Here is a 19981-nt window from a genome sequence, read left to right on the forward strand (position 1 = left end):
ATTCCATGACCGAGAAACACGACTTCATCCGCGTGCGTGGCGCGCGCGAACACAATCTGAAGGGCGTCGACGTCGACATCCCGCGCGAGAAGCTGGTCGTGATGACCGGCCTGTCGGGCTCGGGCAAGTCGTCCTTGGCCTTCGACACCATCTATGCCGAGGGCCAGCGCCGCTACGTCGAGAGTCTGAGCGCCTACGCCCGCCAGTTCCTGGAACTGATGGGCAAGCCCGACGTGGACCTGATCGAGGGCCTGTCGCCCGCCATCTCCATCGAACAGAAGACGACGTCGAAGAACCCGCGCTCGACCGTCGGCACGGTGACGGAGATCCACGACTACATGCGTCTGCTGTGGGCGCGGGTCGGCGTGCCGTATTCCCCCGCGACCGGCCTGCCGATCGAGAGCCAGACCGTCAGCCAGATGGTCGACAAGCTGACGGAGCTGCCGGAGGGCGAGCGCCTGCTGCTGCTGGCCCCCGTCGTGCGCGGACGCAAGGGCGAGTACCGGAAAGAGATCGCCGAGTGGCAGCGCGCGGGCTTCCAGCGCCTGAAGATCGACGGCCAGTTCTACGCCATCGAGGACGCGCCGCAGCTCGACAAGAAGTTCAAGCACGACATCGACATCGTCGTGGACCGCATCGTCACCAAGCCGGGCCTTGAGGGACGCTATGCCGACAGCCTGCAGACCGCGCTGAGCCTCGCCGACGGCATCGCCGTGGCGGAGTGGGCGAACGCGCCGGAGGGGGAAGAGCCGCGCCGCATCACCTTCTCCGAGAAGTTCGCCTGCCCGGTCTCCGGCTTCACGATCAGCGAGATCGAGCCGCGGCTGTTCTCGTTCAACAACCCGTTCGGCGCCTGCCCGGTCTGCGACGGTCTGGGGGTCAAGCTGGCGTTCGACGCCGACCTGGTCGTGCCCGACCGCGACAAGACCCTGCACGCCGGCGCCGTGTCGCCGTGGTCGCGCGGCCCCTCGCCGCTCTACACCCAGACGCTGCAGTCGCTGTCGACCCACTACGGCTTCTCGATGGACAAGCCGTGGCGCGACCTGCCGGAGAAGGCGCAGCAGGTGATCCTGCACGGCTCGGGCGGCGAGAAGGTCCGCTTCGTCTACGACGACAACGCCCGCAAGTACGAGACCACAAAGCCGTTCGAGGGCGTCCTGCCGAACCTCGAGCGTCGCTGGCGCGAGACCGACAGCGCCTGGGTGCGCGAGGAGCTGGGCCGCTACCAGTCCGAGACGCCGTGCGAGGCCTGCGGCGGCAAGCGTCTGAGGCCCGAGGCCCTGGCGGTCAAGATCGCCGGTCAGGACATCGCCGAGGTGTCGTGGCTGTCGATCAAGCACGCCCACGAGTGGTTCACCGGCCTGGACGGCAAGCTGACCGAAAAACAGATGGAGATCGCCCGGCGGATCCTGAAGGAGATCAACGACCGCCTGCGCTTTCTGAACAACGTCGGCCTCGACTATCTGAACCTGTCGCGCAGTTCCGGCACCCTGTCTGGCGGCGAAAGCCAGCGCATCCGGCTGGCGTCGCAGATCGGCTCGGGCCTCACCGGCGTGCTCTATGTGCTGGACGAGCCGTCGATCGGCCTGCACCAGCGCGACAACACCCGTCTGCTGGACAGTCTGCGTGGCCTGCGCGACCTCGGGAACTCCGTGCTGGTCGTCGAGCACGACGAGGAGGCGATCCTGACGGCCGACCACGTCATCGACATGGGCCCGGCCGCCGGCGTCCACGGCGGCGAGATCTGCGCCCAGGGCACGCCCGCCGAGGTCATGGCCAACCCCCGCTCCCTCACCGGCAAGTACCTCACCGGCGAGCGCGAGATCGAACTGCCGCCCGAGGGCCGGCGTCCGGTCAACCGCAAGAAGATGCTGAAGGTCTCGGGCGCCACCGGCAACAATCTGAAGAACGTCACCGGCGAGATTCCCGTCGGGCTGTTCACCTGCGTCACCGGCGTGTCGGGCGGGGGCAAGTCCACGTTCACGATCGAGACCCTCTACAAGGCCGCCGCCCGCCGCCTTCACAACGCCTCGGACGCGCCCGCGCATTTCGACCGCATCGAGGGGCTGGAGCTGTTCGACAAGGTCATCGACATCGACCAGTCGCCGATCGGCCGCACCCCACGCTCGAACCCGGCCACCTACACAGGCGCCTTCGGCCCCATTCGTGACTGGTACGCGGGCCTGCCGGAGTCCAGGGCCCGCGGCTACGGCCCCGGCCGCTTCAGCTTCAACGTCAAGGGCGGCCGCTGCGAGGCCTGTCAGGGCGACGGCGTCATCAAGATCGAGATGCACTTCCTGCCCGACGTCTACGTCACCTGCGACGTCTGCAAGGGCAAGCGCTACAACCGCGAGACGTTGGAAATCGTCTTCAAGGGCAAGAGCATATCCGACGTTCTGGACATGACGGTCGAGGAAGCCGCGCAGTTCTTCAAGGCCGTGCCGTCGATCCGCGACAAGATGCTGACCCTGGAGCGGGTGGGGCTGGGCTACGTCAAGGTCGGCCAGCCGGCGACGACCCTGTCGGGCGGCGAGGCCCAGCGGGTCAAGCTGTCCAAGGAGCTGTCGAAGCGGGCGACGGGCCGGACCCTCTACATCCTCGACGAGCCCACCACGGGTCTGCATTTCGAGGACACGCGCAAGCTGCTGGAGGTGCTGCAGGAGCTGGTCGAGGCCGGCAACACCATCGTCGTGATCGAGCACAATCTCGACGTCATAAAGGCCGCCGACTGGCTGCTCGACTTCGGTCCGGAAGGCGGCGACGGCGGCGGCGAGATCGTGGCCGTCGGCACGCCGGAGGAGGTGGCGAAGAACCCCGCCAGCTGGACCGGCAAGTACCTGAAGGAGGTGCTGGACCGCCACGAGGCGCGCCGCAAGGCGCGCGTGGCGGCCCTCAGGAAGCGCGCGTGACGGCCTGGCGGGGGATCACTCCGTCGCCGGAGCGCCCTTGATGCCCAGGTACGCCGCCGAGAAGGGGGCATAGGCGACGGCCAGCTGGAGCGCCGCCCCGATGGCCTGGAACACGATGGTCACCGCCAGAAACGGCCCCATCGTCGCGAAGATTTCGGCCGGGGCCGCCCCCTCCAGCTGCGCCAGTTCGGACCAGCCTCCGGTCATGCCCATGATCAGCATGAGGGGGAACAGCACGAAGCTGAACAGCATCGAGACCACGATGGTCATGATGAAGGCGAGGACCGCCATGCCGATGATCGGCAGCGCCCTGCCTTTCGTCAGCCGCCAGCTGTCGAACACGGCGATCTTCTTCTCGGCCACCGTGATGGGGACGGCCAGGCTGAAGCGCGCGGCCAGCCAGGCGCCGACGACGATCATGCCCAGGCCGACCAGCACGGCCACCATCCATCCCGCGTCGCCCATGGCAGCCGCCGCGACGCCGCCGATCAGCCCCGCCGCCAGCCCCATCCCGCCGAAGACGATCATGGCCAGCACCGCCAGGGCCAGGGTCACCGCCAGCACGCGCAGCTCGTCGGCGCCCACACGCAGGTAGCCGAACGCCGACCTGCCCGGCTCCAGAACCGAGCGGGCCACGGCCGCGTTCAGCATCGCGCCGAACAGGAGCCCCAACGGAAAGAGCAGCAGCATCAGCGAGCCCCACGCCGCCATCAGGGGCGCGAGGTCCTCGGGCGTCGGAGAGGCCACGCCCTCGAGCGCCTCGGCCGCGCCGACGAGGGCGACGATCGGCCCGATGCCGATCAGAACCATCAACGCCATGAAGCCCAGATAGGCGGCCGTCCACCAGACGAGCACCATCGGCTTGCGCCGCACCACGCGGAATCCCTCGAACGCCGCCTCCGTCGCCGAAAAGGTCATCGTTCCCTCCCCTTGGGCCCCGAGCCCCGGGCCCGGGCCGACCCTAGACCGCGCCGCCGTCGGCGTCAGCCCCGGTCGGGTCGGCTTTCGGCGCGAGGTCGCGCGCGGCCACGGCATAGGGCGCCGTCCACAAGGCGGAGCTGAAGCCCTGCACCCATGACATGGGGATCAGCAGGACGGCGCCGATCGCCAGAATCAGGCCGGGGTCCTCCAGTTGCGCCAGCAGCCAGGCCTCCACCGCCGCCTCGTCGGCCCAGGCTTCCAGCCCGCCGCCGAACATGATCGCCGCGAGGATGAACAGGACCATCATGGCGATTCCGATCAGGATCGACACGCCGATCAGACCCAGCATCAGCAGGAACAACCTCCCGGTCTGGCCGCGTCCGGCCCTCCAGCCAGCCTCGAACGCCAGTTCGCCGGTGATCACCGCCGTCGGCGCCATGAGGGCCAGCCGGCCCCAGAGCACCAGCAGGCCCAGAACCAGGGCGAACCCGATCAGCACCGCCGTCCACATGGCCCAGGCCGCCCCCGTAGCGGCGCCGGCGATGCCGAATCCCGCGATCACCGCGGCCCCGAGCGCGAAGATCGTGGCGACGCCGGCGACGATGGCGATGCCGATCACCGCGACGTGGAATTCGTCTTTCGACAGCCGCAGGAAGGCGGTGCGGTCCCGCCGGCGCGCCCCGATCACCGCCCGGATGATCGCGGTCGTCACCAGAAGGAGGGCCAGGAAGCTCAGAAGGGTGGAGAGGTTGCTCCACGCCTGAAAGATCATGAACTGGTCGAACGACTCGAAGTCGTTCATCCCCGGATGGGCGCCCGCCGCGGCCATGCCGCCGGTCTCGATCATCTCCGCCAGCATCGGCCCCATCGCCGCGAAGACGATGAAGGACGGCACGATGCTGAGCAGGCCCCAGACCATGGTGGTGAGCGGCCTGCCGAAGGCCAGCCGGAACGGCTCGCCGATCGCCTCGCCGATCGAAAATCTTCTCGCCATGTCAGCCCCCCGGCTTCCAGTACTCCAGGCGCCGATAGGCGCCGCCCAGCGCCCCGGCCGCGAACGGCAGCCACAGCGCGGCGGCGGCGACGGCGCCCCCCGCGGCGAAGACCGTCCCATGCCCGGCCGCCGCCGACAAGCCGAGCAGCGGCGCGAAGACAAGGACCAGCAGGATCGACAGCCGCCAGAAGCTGCCGGTGGCGATGCCCATGGTGTTCAACGACACCGCCTGGCCGCGCCCCACCGTCGCCTGACTGAACAGCGACAGACGGACGATCAGCAGCACCGGCACCGCCAGGACGACCGCGCTCACCGCCGCCAGCACGGCGAGCTTCCACGGGGGACCGACGGCGGCCCAGTCCCGCGCGCGCACCGCCTCGGGATCCAGCCCCGCCGCCCCGAAGAGGGCCAGCGCCACCAGCGCCAGCACCGCGGCGATCATGACGAGGAACAGCAGGTTCAGCAGCAGAGCGACGACCATCGCCGCCTCGATCCGTCCGAACTGCAGCCCGCCTGCGCCCAGACCGGCGGACGCGGCCCCGTCGCCGAGCACCGTCGCCCGGTTCGCCGCGCCCCACGCCATCAGCGCCGCCAGAACGAGCAGGCCGGCGAGGACGACGCCCGGCGCCCCGCCGTCCACGTACGCCGTGCTCAGCGCGCCGACCGCCGACAGCAACGCCAGCGCCGCCCAGCATCTGCCCCATACGGCCGGAACGGCGCGCAGACCGTCGATCAGAGCGGCGCTCACATGAAAACGTCTGAGGTGCGCCGGCGCGCGCATGGTGCGATCCCCCGAAAGCGGCGCGACCATAGTCGCGGCCGTGGCCCGCCGCCACCGCACGGGCTGACGCGGGCCGCGACTGTGGCTAGAAGGCCGCGATGAGCGCCTCTCCCTCCCCTTTCCCCGTTCACGTCGTCGGCGGCGGCCTGGCCGGCTCCGAAGCCGCCTGGCAGATCGCCCGCGCGGGCGTGCCGGTGATCCTGCACGAGATGCGTCGCGCCGGCGTGAAGACCGACGCGCACCGGACCGACGGCCTGGCCGAGCTGGTCTGCTCCAACTCCTTCCGATCGGACGACTGGGAATACAACGCCGTCGGCCTGCTTCATGCCGAAATGCGCGAACTGGATTCGCTCATCATGGCCTCGGGAGACGCCCATCAGGTGCCGGCCGGCGGCGCCCTGGCCGTCGATCGCGACGGCTTTTCCGACGCCGTGACGAAACGACTGACGGAGCACCCGCTGATCACCGTGGTCGGCGAAGAGATCGCCGGCCTGCCGCCGGAGGCGTGGGACAGCGTCATCGTGGCGACCGGCCCCCTGACCTCCCCCGCCCTGGCCGACGCCATCCTGAAGGCGACCGGCGAGGAATCGCTCAGCTTCTTCGACGCCATCGCCCCCATCGTCCACGCCGACTCGATCGACTTCGACGTCGCCTGGCGTCAGTCGCGCTACGACAAGGAAGGCCCCGGCGGGGACGCTGCGGCCTACGTCAACTGCCCGATGGACAAGGCGCAGTACGAGGCCTTCATCGACGCCCTGCTGGCCGGGCCCAAGGCCGAGTTCAAGGACTGGGAGCACGTCCCCTATTTCGACGGCTGCCTGCCCATCGAGGTGATGGCCGAGCGGGGCCGCGACACCCTGCGCCACGGCCCGATGAAGCCGGTCGGCCTGACGAACCCGCGCAGTCCGGAGACCAAGGCGCACGCCATCGTCCAGCTGCGCCAGGACAATGCGCTCGGCACGCTCTTCAACATGGTCGGCTTCCAGACCAAGCTGAAGCACGGCGCCCAGACCGAGGTCTTCCGCATGATCCCCGGGCTGCAGAACGCCCAGTTCGCCCGACTGGGCGGCCTGCACCGCAACACCTTCCTGAACTCCCCCCGGCTGCTGGACCGCCAGCTGCGCCTCAAGGCCCTGCCCCGCCTGCGCTTCGCAGGTCAGGTCACGGGCGTCGAAGGCTACGTCGAAAGCGCGGCCCTGGGCCTGTTGGCCGGCCGCCTCGCCGCCGCGGAGCGTCTCGGGCGCCCGCTTGAGGCCCCGCCGCCCGAGACCGCGATCGGCGCCTTGGTCGAGCACATCACCGGCGGCCACCTGGACGGGTCGAAATTCCAGCCCATGAACGTCAACTACGGACTGCTCCCGCCTTTGGAAGCGCCGCGCGTCGACGCCGAGGGCGAACGCATCCCGCCCAGGGACCGCGGGCGGGCGAAGAAGCGGCTGATGAGCGTGCGGGCGCTGCAAGCCCTGAAGGCGTGGCGGGACGCCTAGGCCGTCGCCTCCACCCAGCGCCGGACCAGGTCGACCAGGGCGGTCGACCGGGAGTCCAGTTCGGCAAGGTCGCGAAGCTGCACCACACCGCGATCCGGCGAGGGCCATCTCGCCAGCCGGGCCGGATCTTCGAAGGCGAACCCGTCGCCCCGGACCGCCGCGCCCCGATGCAGCACGAGGCGCCAGCCGCCACGACGCTCCACGCCTAGGGTCACCCGATCCTCGCCCTTCAGGGCGAAACTGGGCGCATTCCATTTGATCGTCTCGACCCACTGCGCCTTCACCGAACGGACGAGCGCGCGCAGCCGGTCGATGCGGCGCCGGTTCGGACCGTCCTGCGCCGCCAGCCAGACGGCGACGTCGTCCGGCGTCATATCCGCCCTCTGAGGGTCGCCCACGTCAGGCGGAGCCTTTTCATGGCCTCCGGCTCGTCCGGCCGCGCAAGAGCGGCCGGGGCGACCGCCGGAAACGCCGCGACGGGCAGGGCCTTCAGCGCGGCGTTGGCCTTGCGCCGCAGCTCCCGGGCCTCGTCGAACCTGCCCGTCTGCGTGAGCCCCCGGACCCGGGCCGCCGGAGCGACGGCATGCTGGTGCCCCGGCCCCGCAAGCACCTGCGCCGCCTGCTGCATCGGCCCGACGAACAGGGCCTCCAGATCGTGGGGCCGCCCGTGCGCGCGATCGACGTGCGCGTCGATCAGCACATCCAGCGCCGCCCGGTCGAGCGCACGCCGCGCCACGACGCCGGCCAGCGCCTCCAGCACCGGATGCCCCTTTCGTGGGTCGCCCGCGAAGACGCCGTCCAGCTGCTCGCGCCACCAGACGTAGCGCATTTCGGCCAGAAGCGGCTGGCTGACGCGCGTCGGAATGGCCATCAGCTCGGCCTCGAAGGCGTGCAGCGCGATCAGGTCCGCCCGGGCCTGAACGTCGCCGACGAACCGGCTGGCCAGCCAGCGGTCCGGGTCGGCGGCGCGGACCTGGGCGTCGAGATCCGTCACCCGAACAGGGTCTGGTACATCGCCATGGAGGTCAGCATCGGGAAGCTGAGCAGCAGGTTGGTGCGGCTGGCCAGCATGGCGACGCGCGCGGCCTTCGCCTTCGTCTCGTCGTCGACCGCGACGATGCCCAGCGCCCGCTTCTGGTTCGGCCAGATGATGCCCCATACGTTCAGGAACATGACGATGGCCAGCCAGACGCCGACGCCCATCAGCATGTAGCCCTGGTCGCCCTGCACCAGTCCGCCGGCCAGTCCGAAGCTGAACACCTCCAGCGCATAGGCGTGGCCGCGCAGGAACATGACGGCCAGGCCGGCCAGCACCGTGGCGAAGGCCGCCCAGCGGAACCAGAACAGGGCCTCGGGCGCGATGTGCTTGCCCACGGCCGGCTTCAGCTCGACCGGGATCGACGGCATCACCCGGATCTGCACGAAGTTGAAGTACCAGAGCAGGCCGATCCACAGCACGCCGGCCACCACGTGCACCCAGCGCAGCGTCGCCTGCCAGAAGATCAGGTCGAACCCGCCGCCCGACACCCGGCCGAAGGCGAAGATCATCAGGCCGGCCAGCACCAGGCTGAGCACGACCGTGTTGCGGAAGTTCGAAAGCAGATTGCCCATGACGGCCCCTCCCCAGGGAATCGAGATGGGGCACCGTAGCGCTCCCTCCCCGCGATGGGGAGAGAGCGTTTCGCCTCACGGACGGCTGGCCATGCCCAGCTTGACGGGGGTCGGGTCTTCTTCGCCACCGCGCTTGACGCCCCACAGCAGGATCACCGGCGCGCCGACGTAGATCGAGGAGTAGGTGCCGACGATGATGCCGAACATCAGGGCGATCGAGAAACCGAACAGCGCCTCGCCGCCGAAGATGGCCAGAACGGCCAGGACCATGATGGCGGTGACGCCGGTCACGATGGTGCGGCTCAGCGTCTCGTTGATCGACAGGTCGATCACCTCGCGCAGCGGCATGGCCTTGTACTTGCGCAGGTTCTCCCGCAGGCGGTCGAAGACCACGACGGTGTCGTTCATCGAATAGCCGATGACGGTCAGGATCGCCGCGACCATGTTCAGGCTGAACTCCAGCCGCAACAGGGCGATGAGGCCGAAGGTCAGGATCACGTCGTGCACCAGACCGACGATGGCACCGAAGCCGAACTGCGGCTCGAACCGGAACCAGATGTAGACGAACATCAGCAGGGTCGCGACGCCCAGCGCCATCATGCCCGACATGAACAGCTCGCTGGACACCTTGGAGCCGACGACGGCCACGTCGGAATAGGTGACCTGCCCGACCGCGCCGCTGATCGCGGATTCCACGTTCCGGACCACTTCGGTCTGATCCTGCTCCTCCGGAACCTGGAAGCGGACGATGGCCGTCGAGCCGTCGACCACGCCTGTGTCGCGCCGGGCGATGCCCTGCACGCCCACGTCGCCCAGCCCCAGTTCACCGACCGCCGACCGGATCTGGTCCAGCTCCAGCACCTGTCCGGCGGGCTTGGCGACCTCCAGCGAGGCACCCCCGCGGAAGTCGATGCCCAGGTTCAGGCCGGGATAGAAGCAGCCGACGATCGAGGCGACGCACAGCACCGCCGACAGGATGCCGAAGGCGCGCGCATATTTGACGAACTTGAAGTCCGTCTTGGTCGGCAGCAGCTTGATCAGGGGCCATCCACGCATCGCCATCACTCCGCGATCGGCAGTTTCTTGGGCTTGGCGACCTTCAGCCACCAGGCCAGACCCACCTGTGCGACCAGGACGGCCGACAGCATGGAGGTGAAGACGCCGATCGTCAGCGTCCAGGCGAAGCCGCGCACCGGGCCCGCGCCGAAGATGAACATGATCAGGGCCGCGACGAGGGTCGTCAGGTTGGCGTCGATGATCGTGCCCATGGCCTTGTTGAAGCCGGCGTCCAGACTGGCGATGACGCTGCGGCCCTGTCGGGCCTCGTCGCGCATCCGCTCATAGATCAGCACGTTGGCGTCCACCGCCACGGCGAAGGTCAGGATCAGACCGGCGATGCCCGGCAGCGTCAGCGCCGCGCCCGTCATCGACATGGCGGCGATGATCAGCAGGCCGTTCAGCAGCAGGCCCAGCACCGAGATGCCCCCGAACAGGAAGCCATAGGCCAGGAACATGAACAGCACGATGATGGCGAAGCCGACCGCGGTCGAGATCATCCCCGCCTGAACGGCGTCGGCGCCCAGCTCGGCCGTGACCGTCCGGCGCTCCACCACCTCCAGCGGCGCCGGCAGGGCGCCCCCGTTCAGCAGGGTGACCAGTTCGGCCGCCGTCTGGATCGAGAAGCTGCCGGTGATCTGGCCGTCACCGCTCGGGATCGCGCCCTGGATCGTCGGCGCGGAGATGATCCGTCCGTCCAGGATGATGGCGAACGGCTTGCCGATGTTGGCGGCCGTCGCCTCGCCGAAACGGCGCGCGCCGACGCCGTCGAAGCGGAAGTCGATGGCCGGACGGCCGCTCTGGTCGGCGCCCACGCCGGCGCGGGTGAGGTTCTCACCCGACACCAGCACGCGGCGCTTCACCAGATAGGGGTTCTGCTGATCGTCGTAGAGCAGTTCGGCGTCAGGCGGCACGATGCCGGCCAGCGCCTGCTCGACGCTGTTCTCGACGTCGACCATCTGGAAGGTCAGCTGCGCCGTCTGGCCGATGACGCGCTCCAGCGCGGCGGGGTCGCTCTCGCCGGGCGCCTGGACGACGATGCGGTTCGCGCCCTGACGGGTGATCGACGGTTCGCGCGTGCCCAGCGCGTCGACCCGGCGGCGCACCACCTCGATCGACTGGGTCACCGCGTCCGGTCCCATCGTCCGAAGCGCCTGCTCCGTGTAGGCCACGCGAACGCGGTTGTCGGAAAGCCGCTGGATCGTGCGTTCCGAGACGGCGTTCAGGCCGCCGGACTGCGTCAACGGACGCAGGGCGGTGAAGGCCGCGTCCTGACCTGCGCGGTCGACGAAGGTCACCGTCACGCCCGCCTCGTCCGGCGTGGTGGTGACTGGCGTCACGCCGGCGGTCTGCAGGCTCGCGGCCACGTCCTCGCGCAGGTTCTCCAGACGCGCGGCCTGCATTTCCGAAACGTCGACCTCGAGCAGCAGATAGCTGCCGCCCTGAAGGTCGAGGCCCAGGTTGACGCCGCTCTTCGGCAGGAAGCCGGGCAGCGCCTCGCGCTGCGCGGGGGTCAGCAGGTTCGGGAAGGCGAACAGCACGCCGAACGCCACGGACAGGGCCAGAAGGATCACCTTCCAGCGGGACAGATGGATCATGGCTTCAGGGCCCCGGTCGGACGGTCAGACGCTCAGGACTTGGCGTCGTTGGCGGCGATGGCGGTGCGGTTGCGGACGTCGGCGATCATCGCCTTCACCACCCGCACGTTCACGCCCTGGGCGATCTCGACCATGACCTCGTCGTTCTCGACGCGCGTCACCTTGCCGATCATGCCCGAGGACATGACGACGGTGTCGCCGCGCTTCACGGCCCCGATCATGGCCTGGTGCTCCTTCTGGCGCTTCTGCTGGGGGCGGATCAGCAGGAAGTAGAACAGCACGAAGATGCCGATGAACGGCAGGAACTGCATCGCCAGTCCCAGCATGCCGGGGTCGGCCGCGGCGGCCATCAGGATCAGGTCGGTCGAGGCGGCGTCGGTCATGCGCACTCCAGGCGTGCGGGCGCTGTCGGCCCGTCGAAATCAAGAGGCGCGGAACCTAGGGCCGACCTCGCCCGGATGCAACGCGACGAAGCGCGTTCGTCAAACTACCGTGGCAGAACGGTCAGCGGATCGACCGGCCGCGGCTCGTCGCCGAACATGCGCCAGACCTGGAAATGCATGCTGGGACCGTTGCCCGGCGTCCGCCCGGCGGTGCCGATCACCTCTCCGGCCGCGACGTCCTGCCCCTCGGTCACGCGCTCGGAGCCGAGATGCGCATAGACGGTGCGCCAGCCGTCGGGATGCACGATCAGGACGGTCAGGCCCTGATCCGCCACCACGTTGCCGACGTAGTAGACGCGCCCGGCCGCGCTGGCGCGGACCTCGGCGCCCTCGGCGGTGCCGATGTCGACGCCGCTGTTCCTCTGGCTGACGCCCGTGGCGCCGAAGCGGCTCAGGATCTCGCCCCGCACCGGCCAGCTCAGAACGCCCGGCGCCGCAGGCATGGGGCGAGGCGTGGCGGCGTTGCCCGAAGGCGGCGGCGGGGGCGGCGGCGCGCTGCCGGCCGGCACGCGCACGCCGCGCGGCGACGGTCCGCTGGCCCGCTCCTCCGGCCCCAGATCGACGGCGCTGTCGGGCAGGGTCAGCCTCATGCCCGGCCGGATCGCCGCGCGCGGGCCGAGGTCGTTCAGGTCGACCAGGGTCTGGATCGGCGCCTGGAAGCGTCGGCCGATGCCGTACAGGGTGTCGCCCGGCTGGACCTCGTAGCTGGCGCCCGCCGCGACGGCGACCGGCGCGGGCGGCGGGTCGGACGCCGGGGGCGCATAGGCCGGCCCGGCCGCGGGCGGCGGCGCGGCGTAGGTCGGCTCCGCGGGCGGCGGCGGGTCGGCGTAGTCCGGCTCGGGCTGGGCCGGCGGCGAATCATAGGGATTGGCCGGGCTCACGCCGACCGGGGCGAGACCGCCGCCCTGGATGTCCTCACGCGGGACCACGGCGTTGGGCGGCGGCTCGTAGGCCTGCGGCTGCGGCGCGGGTTCGACGTATCCCGACGGGGCGGGCTGGACCGCGATCGGCATCGGCCGGGTCGAGTAGCGGGGCTCGGTCGGATAGGTGGAGCAGGCGGCGGCGCCCAGCGCCAGCATCGCCAGCGCGGCGGCCCGTCGCATCCCGTGTCCTGCGGTCATGGATCTCCCCTTGGCCTGCGGTTCCGGTCGCCCCTGAATGCCCGGAAGCCGACCGTCAGCCAAGCCGTCAATCGGCGCCATTTTGGGGCGCCCCGATGAACGCGGCCGCGGCTCAGCCTTCCTTCGCCGCGCCCTCGACCAGGGGCACGAAGCGGACTTCGGCCAGACTCTCGCGGCTGAAGCTGCCGTCCGGCTGGCCGACGTAGCGGTTCAGCATCTGCACCGAGGTCCGCCCCACCGGGCAGACCAGGATCCCGCCCGGCTTGAGCTGCTTCAGCAGCTCGGTCGGCTCGTGCGGCGCTGCGGCCGTCACCATGATGCGGTCGAAGGGCGCCTGCTCCGGCCAGCCCAGACCGCCGTCGCCGTGGCGTGTGATGACGTTGTCGATCCCGAGCAGCCGCAGCTTGTGCTCCGCCTCCGTCAGCAGGCTCCGATATCGCTCCACGGAATAGACGTAGCGCGCCAGCCGGCTCAGCACCGCGCACTGGTAGCCGCTGCCCGTGCCGATCTCCAGCACCCGGTGGCGCGGCTGCACCTCCAGCGCCTGGGTCATCAGGCCGACGATGTAGGGCTGGCTGATCGTCTGGGCGCAGTCGATCGGCAGGGCCTGATCCTCCCACGCCTGATCCAGAAACCGCTCGTGCACGAAGACCGCGCGGTCGATCGACTCCATCGCCGCCAGCACGCGGGGATCGGTGACCCCCTGTTGGCGCAGATGCAGGATCAGACGCCCCGCCCGGTCGTCGCGCAGGTTCATGCCTCGACCCGCTTCGGCGGCGCCCCGCCCAGCATGCCCTTGAGGTCGTGCACGCTGGCGTGATGCGTCAGGTCGATGTGCAGCGGCGTGACGCTGATCTTCCCGTCGTCCATGGCCCTCAGGTCCGTGCCGGGCGCGTGGTCCTGCTTCGTCCCGCGGAAGCTCATCCACCAGTAGTCGCGCCCGCGCAGGTCGGTGCGCTTCACCGCCGCCATCTCGCCGGCGACGCGGAAGCCCTGCGTCGTCACCTCGACCTCGCTCACCTGCTCGGGCGGGCGGGCGGGGAAGTTCAGATTCATCACCACGCCGGGCGACCATTTCGACTCCAGCAGGCGCGAGATGATGCCCGGCGCGAACTCTTCCGCCGTCTCCCAGTGCGCCGTCACCTCGTCGTGGAAGCGCTCAAGCGACTGGCTCAGCGCGATCGAGCGGATGCCGAAGGCCATGCCCTGCAGCGCCCCCGCCACCGTGCCGGAGTAGCTGCAGTCCTCGCCGACGTTATGCCCGCGATTGACGCCCGACAGCACCAGATCCGGCGGCGCGTCCATGATCTCGTTGACCGCCAGCACGACGCAGTCGGTCGGCGTGCCGGTGACCGCGAACCTCTTGTCGCCGAAGCCGTGCACCCGCAGCGGCTCCGTCAGGGTGATCCCCCGCCCCTTGCCCGACTGCTCGAACAGCGGCGCCACGGTCCAGACGTCGTCCGAGAACCGGCGCGCGATCCGTTCCAGACACGCCAGACCCTCGGCGTCGATCCCGTCGTCGTTGGTCAGCAGGATCCTCATCCGACGTGCGTGACCCCGCCCATGTAAGGCTGCAGAGCGGCGGGCACGGCGATGCGCCCGCCCTCGTCCTGATAATTCTCCATGATGGCGACCAGCGTCCGGCCGACCGCCAGACCGCTGCCGTTCAGCGTGTGCACGAACTCCGTCTTCTTCTCGCCGGCGCGCTTGAACCGCGCATCCATCCGCCGGGCCTGGAAGTCGCCGCAGTTCGAGCAGCTCGAAATCTCGCGGAACGTCCCCTGCGACGGCAGCCAGACCTCCAGATCGAAGGTCTTCTTCGCCGAAAAGCCCATGTCGCCGGCGCACAGCAGCATCCGGCGGAACGGCAGCTCAAGCGCCTTCAGCACCGCCTCGGCACAGGCCGTCATCCGCTCGTGCTCGGCCTCGGAATCCTCCGGCCGCGTGATCGACACCAGCTCGACCTTCGAGAACTGGTGCTGCCGGATCAGCCCCCGCGTGTCCCGCCCGGCGGAGCCCGCCTCCGCACGGAAGCAGGGCGTCAGCGCCGTGAGCCGCATGGGCTGGGCTAGTTCGTCCTCTGAAAGGATCGTCTCGCGCACGAGGTTGGTCAGGGAGACCTCAGCGGTGGGGATGAGCCAGCGGCGTTCCTGAATTCCGGATTGAACGCGCCTCACGGGATCGGCGCGGTCCATCGCGAGCAGGCCCTCGAGATAGTGAGCGGCCTGTCGGGCGGCCATTCCTTCGAACGAGCCCATCCGGTCCCGAGCAAACCGCTTTGTCTCGACGATATATGTAACGTCACCCCGGCGACCGCGAATAACGTAGTCGGCAAAGTTGACGCGCTGCATGGCAGAGTCGAGCGCTTCGGCTGTGACATTGTCACTGTCGTTTGCGACCGACTCCAAGACGCTCAAGATGTAGTCGTTCAGACTGGCTTCCTCGGCCTGCCTGTCGGCGAAATCTGCCACAGGCGACAGGCCGAACACACCGGAAAAGAGATCTTCTCCGAACTTCGGCAGCTGCCCCGTGCCGAACATCGCCTCGTCACGGACCAGAAGCGGCGGGTTCACCTCCTGATAGCCGTGCGTGTCCGTCTGCAGGTCCAGCATGAACTGGCCGATCGCCCGTTCCAGCCGCGCCAGCCCGCCCTTCAGGACGGCGAACCGCGCGCCCGACATCTTCGCCGCCGCCTCGAAGTCCAGCAGGCCCAGCGCCTCGCCCAGGTCGGCGTGATCCCTGGCCGGGCCGGTCTTGCGCGGCGTGCCCCAGGTCGAGACCTCGACGTTGCCGCTCTCGTCCTCGCCGTCCGGCACGTCTTCGGCGGCCAGGTTCTTCTGACCCGCCAGCAGGTCGCGCAGCTTCGCCCCGACCGTCCGTTCCGCCTCCTCGGCCTCGGCGATCTTCGACTTCAGGCCCTCGACCTCGGCCTTAAGCCGGTCGGCCTCGGCCGTGTCCTTGCGGCCCATGGCGGCGCCGATGGCCTTGGACGCGGCGTTGCGCGCGGCCAGCGCCTCCTGCCCCGCCGTCTGCGCGGCGCGCAGCTCGCGGTCCAGCGTCAGGACGTCGTCGACCAGTTTGCGGGCGTCCTCGACCCCGCGCCGCGTCCACCCGGCCACATAGTCGTCGGGCCGGTCCCGAATGGCTTTCACGTCATGCATGGAGCGGGGCTTAGCGCCCCGCCCCGTCCGGCTCAACCGCCGTCAGCGGTTCACCGCCTTCATCCCGGCTTCCGGATAGCGCGTCCCTGAAGCCGCGCCCTTCGGGAACACCTCGTCGATCCGCGCCAGATCCTCCGCGGTCAGCTCCAGGTCGACCGCCGCGGCGTTCTCCTCCAGCGTCGCGATGCGCCGCGTGCCGGGGATGGGGACGAGGTTGGAGCCCTGTGCCAGCACCCAGGCCAGCGCCAGCTGCGCCGCCGTCACGCCCTTGTCGGCGGCGATCGCCTTCACGGCCTCGACGAGATCGAGGTTCTTCTGGAAGTTCTCGCCGCTGAAGCGCGGGTTCGTGCGACGGAAGTCGCCCTCCTCCAGATCTTCCGGCTTCGTGATCTGTCCCGTCAGGAAACCGCGCCCCAGGGGGCTGTAGGGCACGAAGCCCACGCCCAGCGTCTCGCACGTGGCCAGCAATTCGTCCTCCGGCTCGCGGCTCCACAGCGAATATTCGGTCTGCAGCGCCGTGATCGGATGCGTCATGTGCGCCCGGCGCAGCGTGTCCGGCGCGGCCTCGGACAGGCCCAGGAACCGCACCTTGCCCTCGCTCACCAGCTCGCCCATCGCGCCGACCGTCTCCTCGATCGGCACGGCCGGATCCACGCGGTGCAGGTAATAGAGGTCGACGTGGTCCATCCCGAGCCGGCTCAGGCTGCCCTCGATGGCGCGGCGCACGTTCTCCGGCCGCCCGTCGTTGACGCGCTCCTGCCCGTAGTAGACGCCGAACTTGGTGGCCACGAAGGCCTTGTCGCGCCGGTCCTTCAACGCCTCGCCTACCTGCCGCTCATTGGTGTGCGGCCCGTACATCTCCGCCGTGTCGAAGAAGGTGATCCCCAGCTCCAGCGCCCGGTGGATAACCCCCGTCGCCGCCGCCTGATCCGAGGGCGTGCCGTAGAAGCTGGCCATGCCCATGCAGCCCAGCCCGATGGCCGAGACCTCCGGCCCGCGCGGGCCCAGCGTGCGCGTCTTCATGCGCCGTCTCCTGAAAATGTGAGGAAGCCGGCGCCTCGCCGGACGCCCGGTCAGTTGGGCGCCGTTCGGCCTCATTTCAAGGCGCCGACAGCGCCCGCACCGTCGGCGTCCGGTCCAGCGCGTCCCCCGGGATCGGGTCGCTGCGCAGAACCAGATGCGCGAACAGCGTCCGCGCGCCCGCCAGATCCCCGGCGCCCACGGGCCGCGGATGGCGGCCGTCCTCCCGCGTCAGCGGGATCAGGGTCAGGGTGACGCCCTGGATCACGTTGCCGCCGATCACCGCCACCCGGTCGTCGAAAGTCCGCACGACCACGTCGCAGTGCATGCCCGCGTACTCGCCGACGTCCGGCCTGCGGTCGGCCACGGTCTCATAGCGCCAGCGGCCCCGGCTGTTGCACAGCAGGTCGCCGGGCAGCAGCGGCCGCTCCCCGGGGTCGTGCGCCTCATAGGCGGCGCCGGGCTCGCCCCCGTCCGCCGCGCGGATGGCCTGATCCACATACACCCGGTGGGAGATGTCGCGCCGGAACAGCGCCGGCGTGTCCAGCCCCGACTCGCACATCGTCCAGCTGATGAAGGCCGCCGACCACGGCTCGACCCAGTTCAGCTCGCCCTCGCCCTCGCCCCACTGGCGGTTCTGTCGCGCCACCACGTCCGGACCGTCCGGCGTCGCCGACCAGTATCCGGCCACGATCGCGTAGGTGGCGGGGTCGCTCTCCCACCGCCCGACGCGGCTCAGCGGGCGGGCCTGCCGCGGCGCGGCCAGTTGGGGATTGGCCGCGTCGCCCACCACGCCGTCCGGCAGCACCCGCCGCTGGATCTGGGTGGCGTCCACGGTCTGGAAGCCGAAGACGCCCCACTCCCCCGCCGCCACGTCCACGATCCGCTGGCGCACCCCGGGCAGGCCGCCGGGCCGGCAGCGCGCCTCGACGATCCGCATCGCTCCCGGCCGACCCTCGACCCGGCTTTCCGGCGGGATGACGTCCAGCGCCTCGCGCGGCAGGCGGTCGACCTGCGCCGTCGCCGGCGTCGCCGCCAGGGCGAGAAACAGGATCAGAGCGGCGCGCACTGCCGCTCCAGCCAGCCCCGCACCTCGCCGTCCAGCAGCGGGCCGACCTTGGTCAGGGTCTCGGCGTGATACGCGTCCACGTAGGCCCGCTCGTCGGCCGTCAGCAGGTCGACGTCGATCAGCGTCCGGTCCAGCGGCGCGAAGGTCAGCTGCTCGAACCCGTGCATCGGCCGCTCGCCGCCTTCGATGGCGGTCGGCTCGGTCACCACCTGCAGCGTCTCGATGCGGATGCCCCAGTGCCCCTCCCGGTAGTAGCCGGGCTCGTTCGACAGGATCATGCCCGTCAGCAACGGCTGGCTGTTGACCAGCTTGGCGATCCGCTGCGGTCCTTCGTGCACGCCCAGATAGCTGCCGACGCCGTGGCCCGTGCCGTGGTCGTAGTCGAAGCCCTGCATCCACATCGGCAGACGCGCCAGCGCGTCCAGCTGGTGCCCCGTCGTCCCTGCGGGGAACCGCACCGTCGCCATCGCGATGTGTCCTTTGAGCACAAGGGTGAACATGCGCCGCTGGTCCACCGAGGGTTCGCCCACCGCCACGGTCCGCGTCACGTCGGTGGTGCCGTCCAGGTACTGGCCGCCGCCGTCCACCAGCAGCAGCGAGCCCTTCTCCATGCGCCGGATCGTCCGCGCCACGGGCTTGTAGTGCGGCAGGGCGCCGTTCGGCCCGGCCCCGGCGATGGTGTCGAACGACAGATCCTTCAGAGCGCCGGTCTCCTCACGGAACCGCTCAAGCGCCTCGGCCACCGCGCGCTCGTCCGGCAAGGTCCGCTGCGCGACCGTGTCGACCCAGTGGAGGAAGCGCGCCAGCGCGGCCCCGTCCCGGATGTGCGCCTGACGCGATCCCTCGATCTCGACCGGGTTCTTGGCCGCGCGCGGCAGGGCGCACGGATCCATGCCGCGCACGATCTCGGCCCCCGCGGCCTCCAGCCGGTCGAACCACCATGCGCTGGATTGCGCCGGATCGATCAGCACGCGGCGGCCCTTCAGGTCGCCCAGCGACGCCTCGACCGACGCGGGGTTCTCCAGCGTCACGTCCTCGCCCAGCCAGCCGGGCAGTTCGTTGGTGACCTTGCGCGGATCGAGGAACAGCTTCGCCGTCCCGTTGGCGTGCACGATCGCCTGTCCCAGCGGCAGCGGCGTGCGGATCACGTCCCCGCCCCGGACGTTGAAGAGCCAGGCGATCGACGCCGGCGCCGTCAGCACCGCGCAGTCGGCCCCCTTCGCCTCGATCGCCGCGCCGATCCGCTTGCGCTTCGACGCCGCGCTTTCGCCCGTATACCGATCGGGGTGCGGCACGACCGGCGCCGTCGGCTGCGACGGCCGCGCGTCGCCCCAGGCCAGGTCCAGCGGATTGACCTCCACCGGCTTCAGGTCCGCCCCCGCCTTCGCCGCCGAGCGCTTGAGGACGGCCAGCGCGTCCGGGCTGTGCAGCCGCGGATCATAGCCGATCACCGCGCCCTCCGGGGCCTTCTCAAGGTAGGCGGGCACCCCGCCCTCGACGAGGTCCAGGATTTCGAACTGGCCCGCGTCGACCTGGGCCCGGACCTGCACGGTGTAGCGCCCGTCGGCGAACACGGCGGCCCGGTCCTTCAGCACCACGCCCGCGCCCGCGGAGCCGGTGAAGCCCGTCAGCCAGGCCAGCCGGTCGTTCGCTTCGGGCAGATACTCGTTCTGGTGCTCGTCCTCGTGCGGGACCAGGAAGCCGTCCAGCCCCTGCTCCGCCATGCGGGCGCGGACCAGCGGAAGGTGCTTCGCCCCGAAGGACGGATCGGTGGTTTCGTCGAAGGACTGGCGCATGGCGGGGAACCTAA

General features: G+C 70.1%; 18 protein-coding genes. 2 read left to right on the plus strand and 16 right to left on the minus strand.

Annotated elements, in window-relative coordinates; genetic code table 11:
• The first annotated feature begins 5 nt into the window (after positions 1-5).
• Positions 6-2909, plus strand: a complete 2904-nt coding sequence (gene uvrA / locus EFJ44_RS11165; RefSeq protein WP_125257279.1) for an excinuclease ABC subunit UvrA — start codon at positions 6-8, stop codon at positions 2907-2909.
• Positions 2910-2924: 15 nt separating this feature from the next.
• Here the strand turns inward: uvrA and EFJ44_RS11170 are convergent, their stop codons facing one another.
• The 3 genes from EFJ44_RS11170 to EFJ44_RS11180 are packed head-to-tail and all read right to left on the minus strand — an operon-like array spanning position 2925 to position 5572.
• Complete coding sequence (locus tag EFJ44_RS11170) at positions 2925-3827, minus strand: hypothetical protein (RefSeq protein ID WP_125257280.1); 903 nt, start codon at positions 3825-3827, stop codon at positions 2925-2927.
• Between the two features lie 43 nt (positions 3828-3870).
• Entirely contained in the window at positions 3871-4824 is a 954-nt protein-coding gene (locus tag EFJ44_RS11175; RefSeq protein ID WP_125257281.1) for a hypothetical protein, read from the minus strand.
• A 1-nt stretch (position 4825) separates the two neighbouring features.
• Complete coding sequence (locus EFJ44_RS11180; RefSeq protein ID WP_125257282.1) at positions 4826-5572, minus strand: hypothetical protein; 747 nt, start codon at positions 5570-5572, stop codon at positions 4826-4828.
• Between the two features lie 131 nt (positions 5573-5703).
• On the opposite strand from EFJ44_RS11180, the gene trmFO reads away from it, so the two are divergent.
• Positions 5704-7092, plus strand: coding sequence for a methylenetetrahydrofolate--tRNA-(uracil(54)-C(5))-methyltransferase (FADH(2)-oxidizing) TrmFO (gene trmFO / locus EFJ44_RS11185; protein ID WP_125257283.1), 1389 nt, complete (start codon positions 5704-5706; stop codon positions 7090-7092).
• Here the strand turns inward: trmFO and EFJ44_RS11190 are convergent.
• The 13 genes from EFJ44_RS11190 to EFJ44_RS11250 form a co-directional block, all read right to left on the minus strand.
• Positions 7089-7466, minus strand: a complete 378-nt coding sequence (locus EFJ44_RS11190; protein WP_125257284.1) for a DUF1801 domain-containing protein — start codon at positions 7464-7466, stop codon at positions 7089-7091. The two genes, trmFO and EFJ44_RS11190, sit on opposite strands and share 4 nt — an antisense overlap.
• Positions 7463-8086 carry a squalene/phytoene synthase family protein gene (locus tag EFJ44_RS11195; RefSeq protein ID WP_241209769.1) on the minus strand — a complete coding sequence of 208 codons (624 nt, stop codon included), beginning with the start codon at positions 8084-8086 and terminating at the stop codon, positions 7463-7465. Before EFJ44_RS11195 ends, EFJ44_RS11190 begins: the two co-directional genes overlap by 4 nt.
• Positions 8083-8703 carry a hypothetical protein gene (locus EFJ44_RS14030; RefSeq protein ID WP_241209770.1) on the minus strand — a complete coding sequence of 207 codons (621 nt, stop codon included), beginning with the start codon at positions 8701-8703 and terminating at the stop codon, positions 8083-8085. The genes EFJ44_RS11195 and EFJ44_RS14030 overlap by 4 nt, the downstream gene beginning before the upstream one ends.
• Positions 8704-8778: 75 nt before the next feature.
• On the minus strand, positions 8779-9765 hold the full coding sequence (secF, locus tag EFJ44_RS11200; protein WP_125257286.1) for a protein translocase subunit SecF: 987 nt from the start codon (positions 9763-9765) through the stop codon (positions 8779-8781).
• The gene (gene secD / locus EFJ44_RS11205; RefSeq protein ID WP_125257287.1) at positions 9765-11357 is read right to left on the minus strand and encodes a protein translocase subunit SecD; all 1593 of its coding nucleotides are present in this window, start codon (positions 11355-11357) and stop codon (positions 9765-9767) included. Before secD ends, secF begins: the two co-directional genes overlap by 1 nt.
• 32 nt (positions 11358-11389) lie before the next feature.
• Entirely contained in the window at positions 11390-11707 is a 318-nt protein-coding gene (gene yajC / locus EFJ44_RS11210; protein ID WP_125257473.1) for a preprotein translocase subunit YajC, read from the minus strand.
• 137 nt (positions 11708-11844) lie between these two features.
• Complete coding sequence (locus EFJ44_RS11215) at positions 11845-12921, minus strand: M23 family metallopeptidase (protein WP_241209771.1); 1077 nt, start codon at positions 12919-12921, stop codon at positions 11845-11847.
• A 112-nt stretch (positions 12922-13033) separates the two neighbouring features.
• Positions 13034-13678, minus strand: a complete 645-nt coding sequence (locus EFJ44_RS11220; RefSeq protein ID WP_125257288.1) for a protein-L-isoaspartate(D-aspartate) O-methyltransferase — start codon at positions 13676-13678, stop codon at positions 13034-13036.
• Positions 13675-14463, minus strand: coding sequence for a 5'/3'-nucleotidase SurE (gene surE / locus EFJ44_RS11225; protein ID WP_125257289.1), 789 nt, complete (start codon positions 14461-14463; stop codon positions 13675-13677). Before surE ends, EFJ44_RS11220 begins: the two co-directional genes overlap by 4 nt.
• The gene (serS, locus tag EFJ44_RS14035) at positions 14460-16082 is read right to left on the minus strand and encodes a serine--tRNA ligase (RefSeq protein ID WP_241209772.1); all 1623 of its coding nucleotides are present in this window, start codon (positions 16080-16082) and stop codon (positions 14460-14462) included. The genes surE and serS overlap by 4 nt, the downstream gene beginning before the upstream one ends.
• 42 nt (positions 16083-16124) lie before the next feature.
• Positions 16125-17105 (minus strand): aldo/keto reductase, encoded by a 981-nt coding sequence (locus EFJ44_RS11240; protein WP_125257290.1) that lies wholly within the window; start codon positions 17103-17105, stop codon positions 16125-16127.
• Positions 17106-17181: 76 nt separating this feature from the next.
• Complete coding sequence (locus EFJ44_RS11245; RefSeq protein ID WP_125257291.1) at positions 17182-18171, minus strand: DUF2272 domain-containing protein; 990 nt, start codon at positions 18169-18171, stop codon at positions 17182-17184.
• Positions 18156-19967 (minus strand): aminopeptidase P family protein, encoded by a 1812-nt coding sequence (locus tag EFJ44_RS11250; RefSeq protein ID WP_125257292.1) that lies wholly within the window; start codon positions 19965-19967, stop codon positions 18156-18158. The genes EFJ44_RS11245 and EFJ44_RS11250 overlap by 16 nt, the downstream gene beginning before the upstream one ends.
• Between the last annotated feature and the right edge of the window lie 14 nt (positions 19968-19981).

This window comes from Brevundimonas fluminis, from assembly GCF_003934285.1.
Classification (GTDB): domain Bacteria; phylum Pseudomonadota; class Alphaproteobacteria; order Caulobacterales; family Caulobacteraceae; genus Brevundimonas; species Brevundimonas fluminis.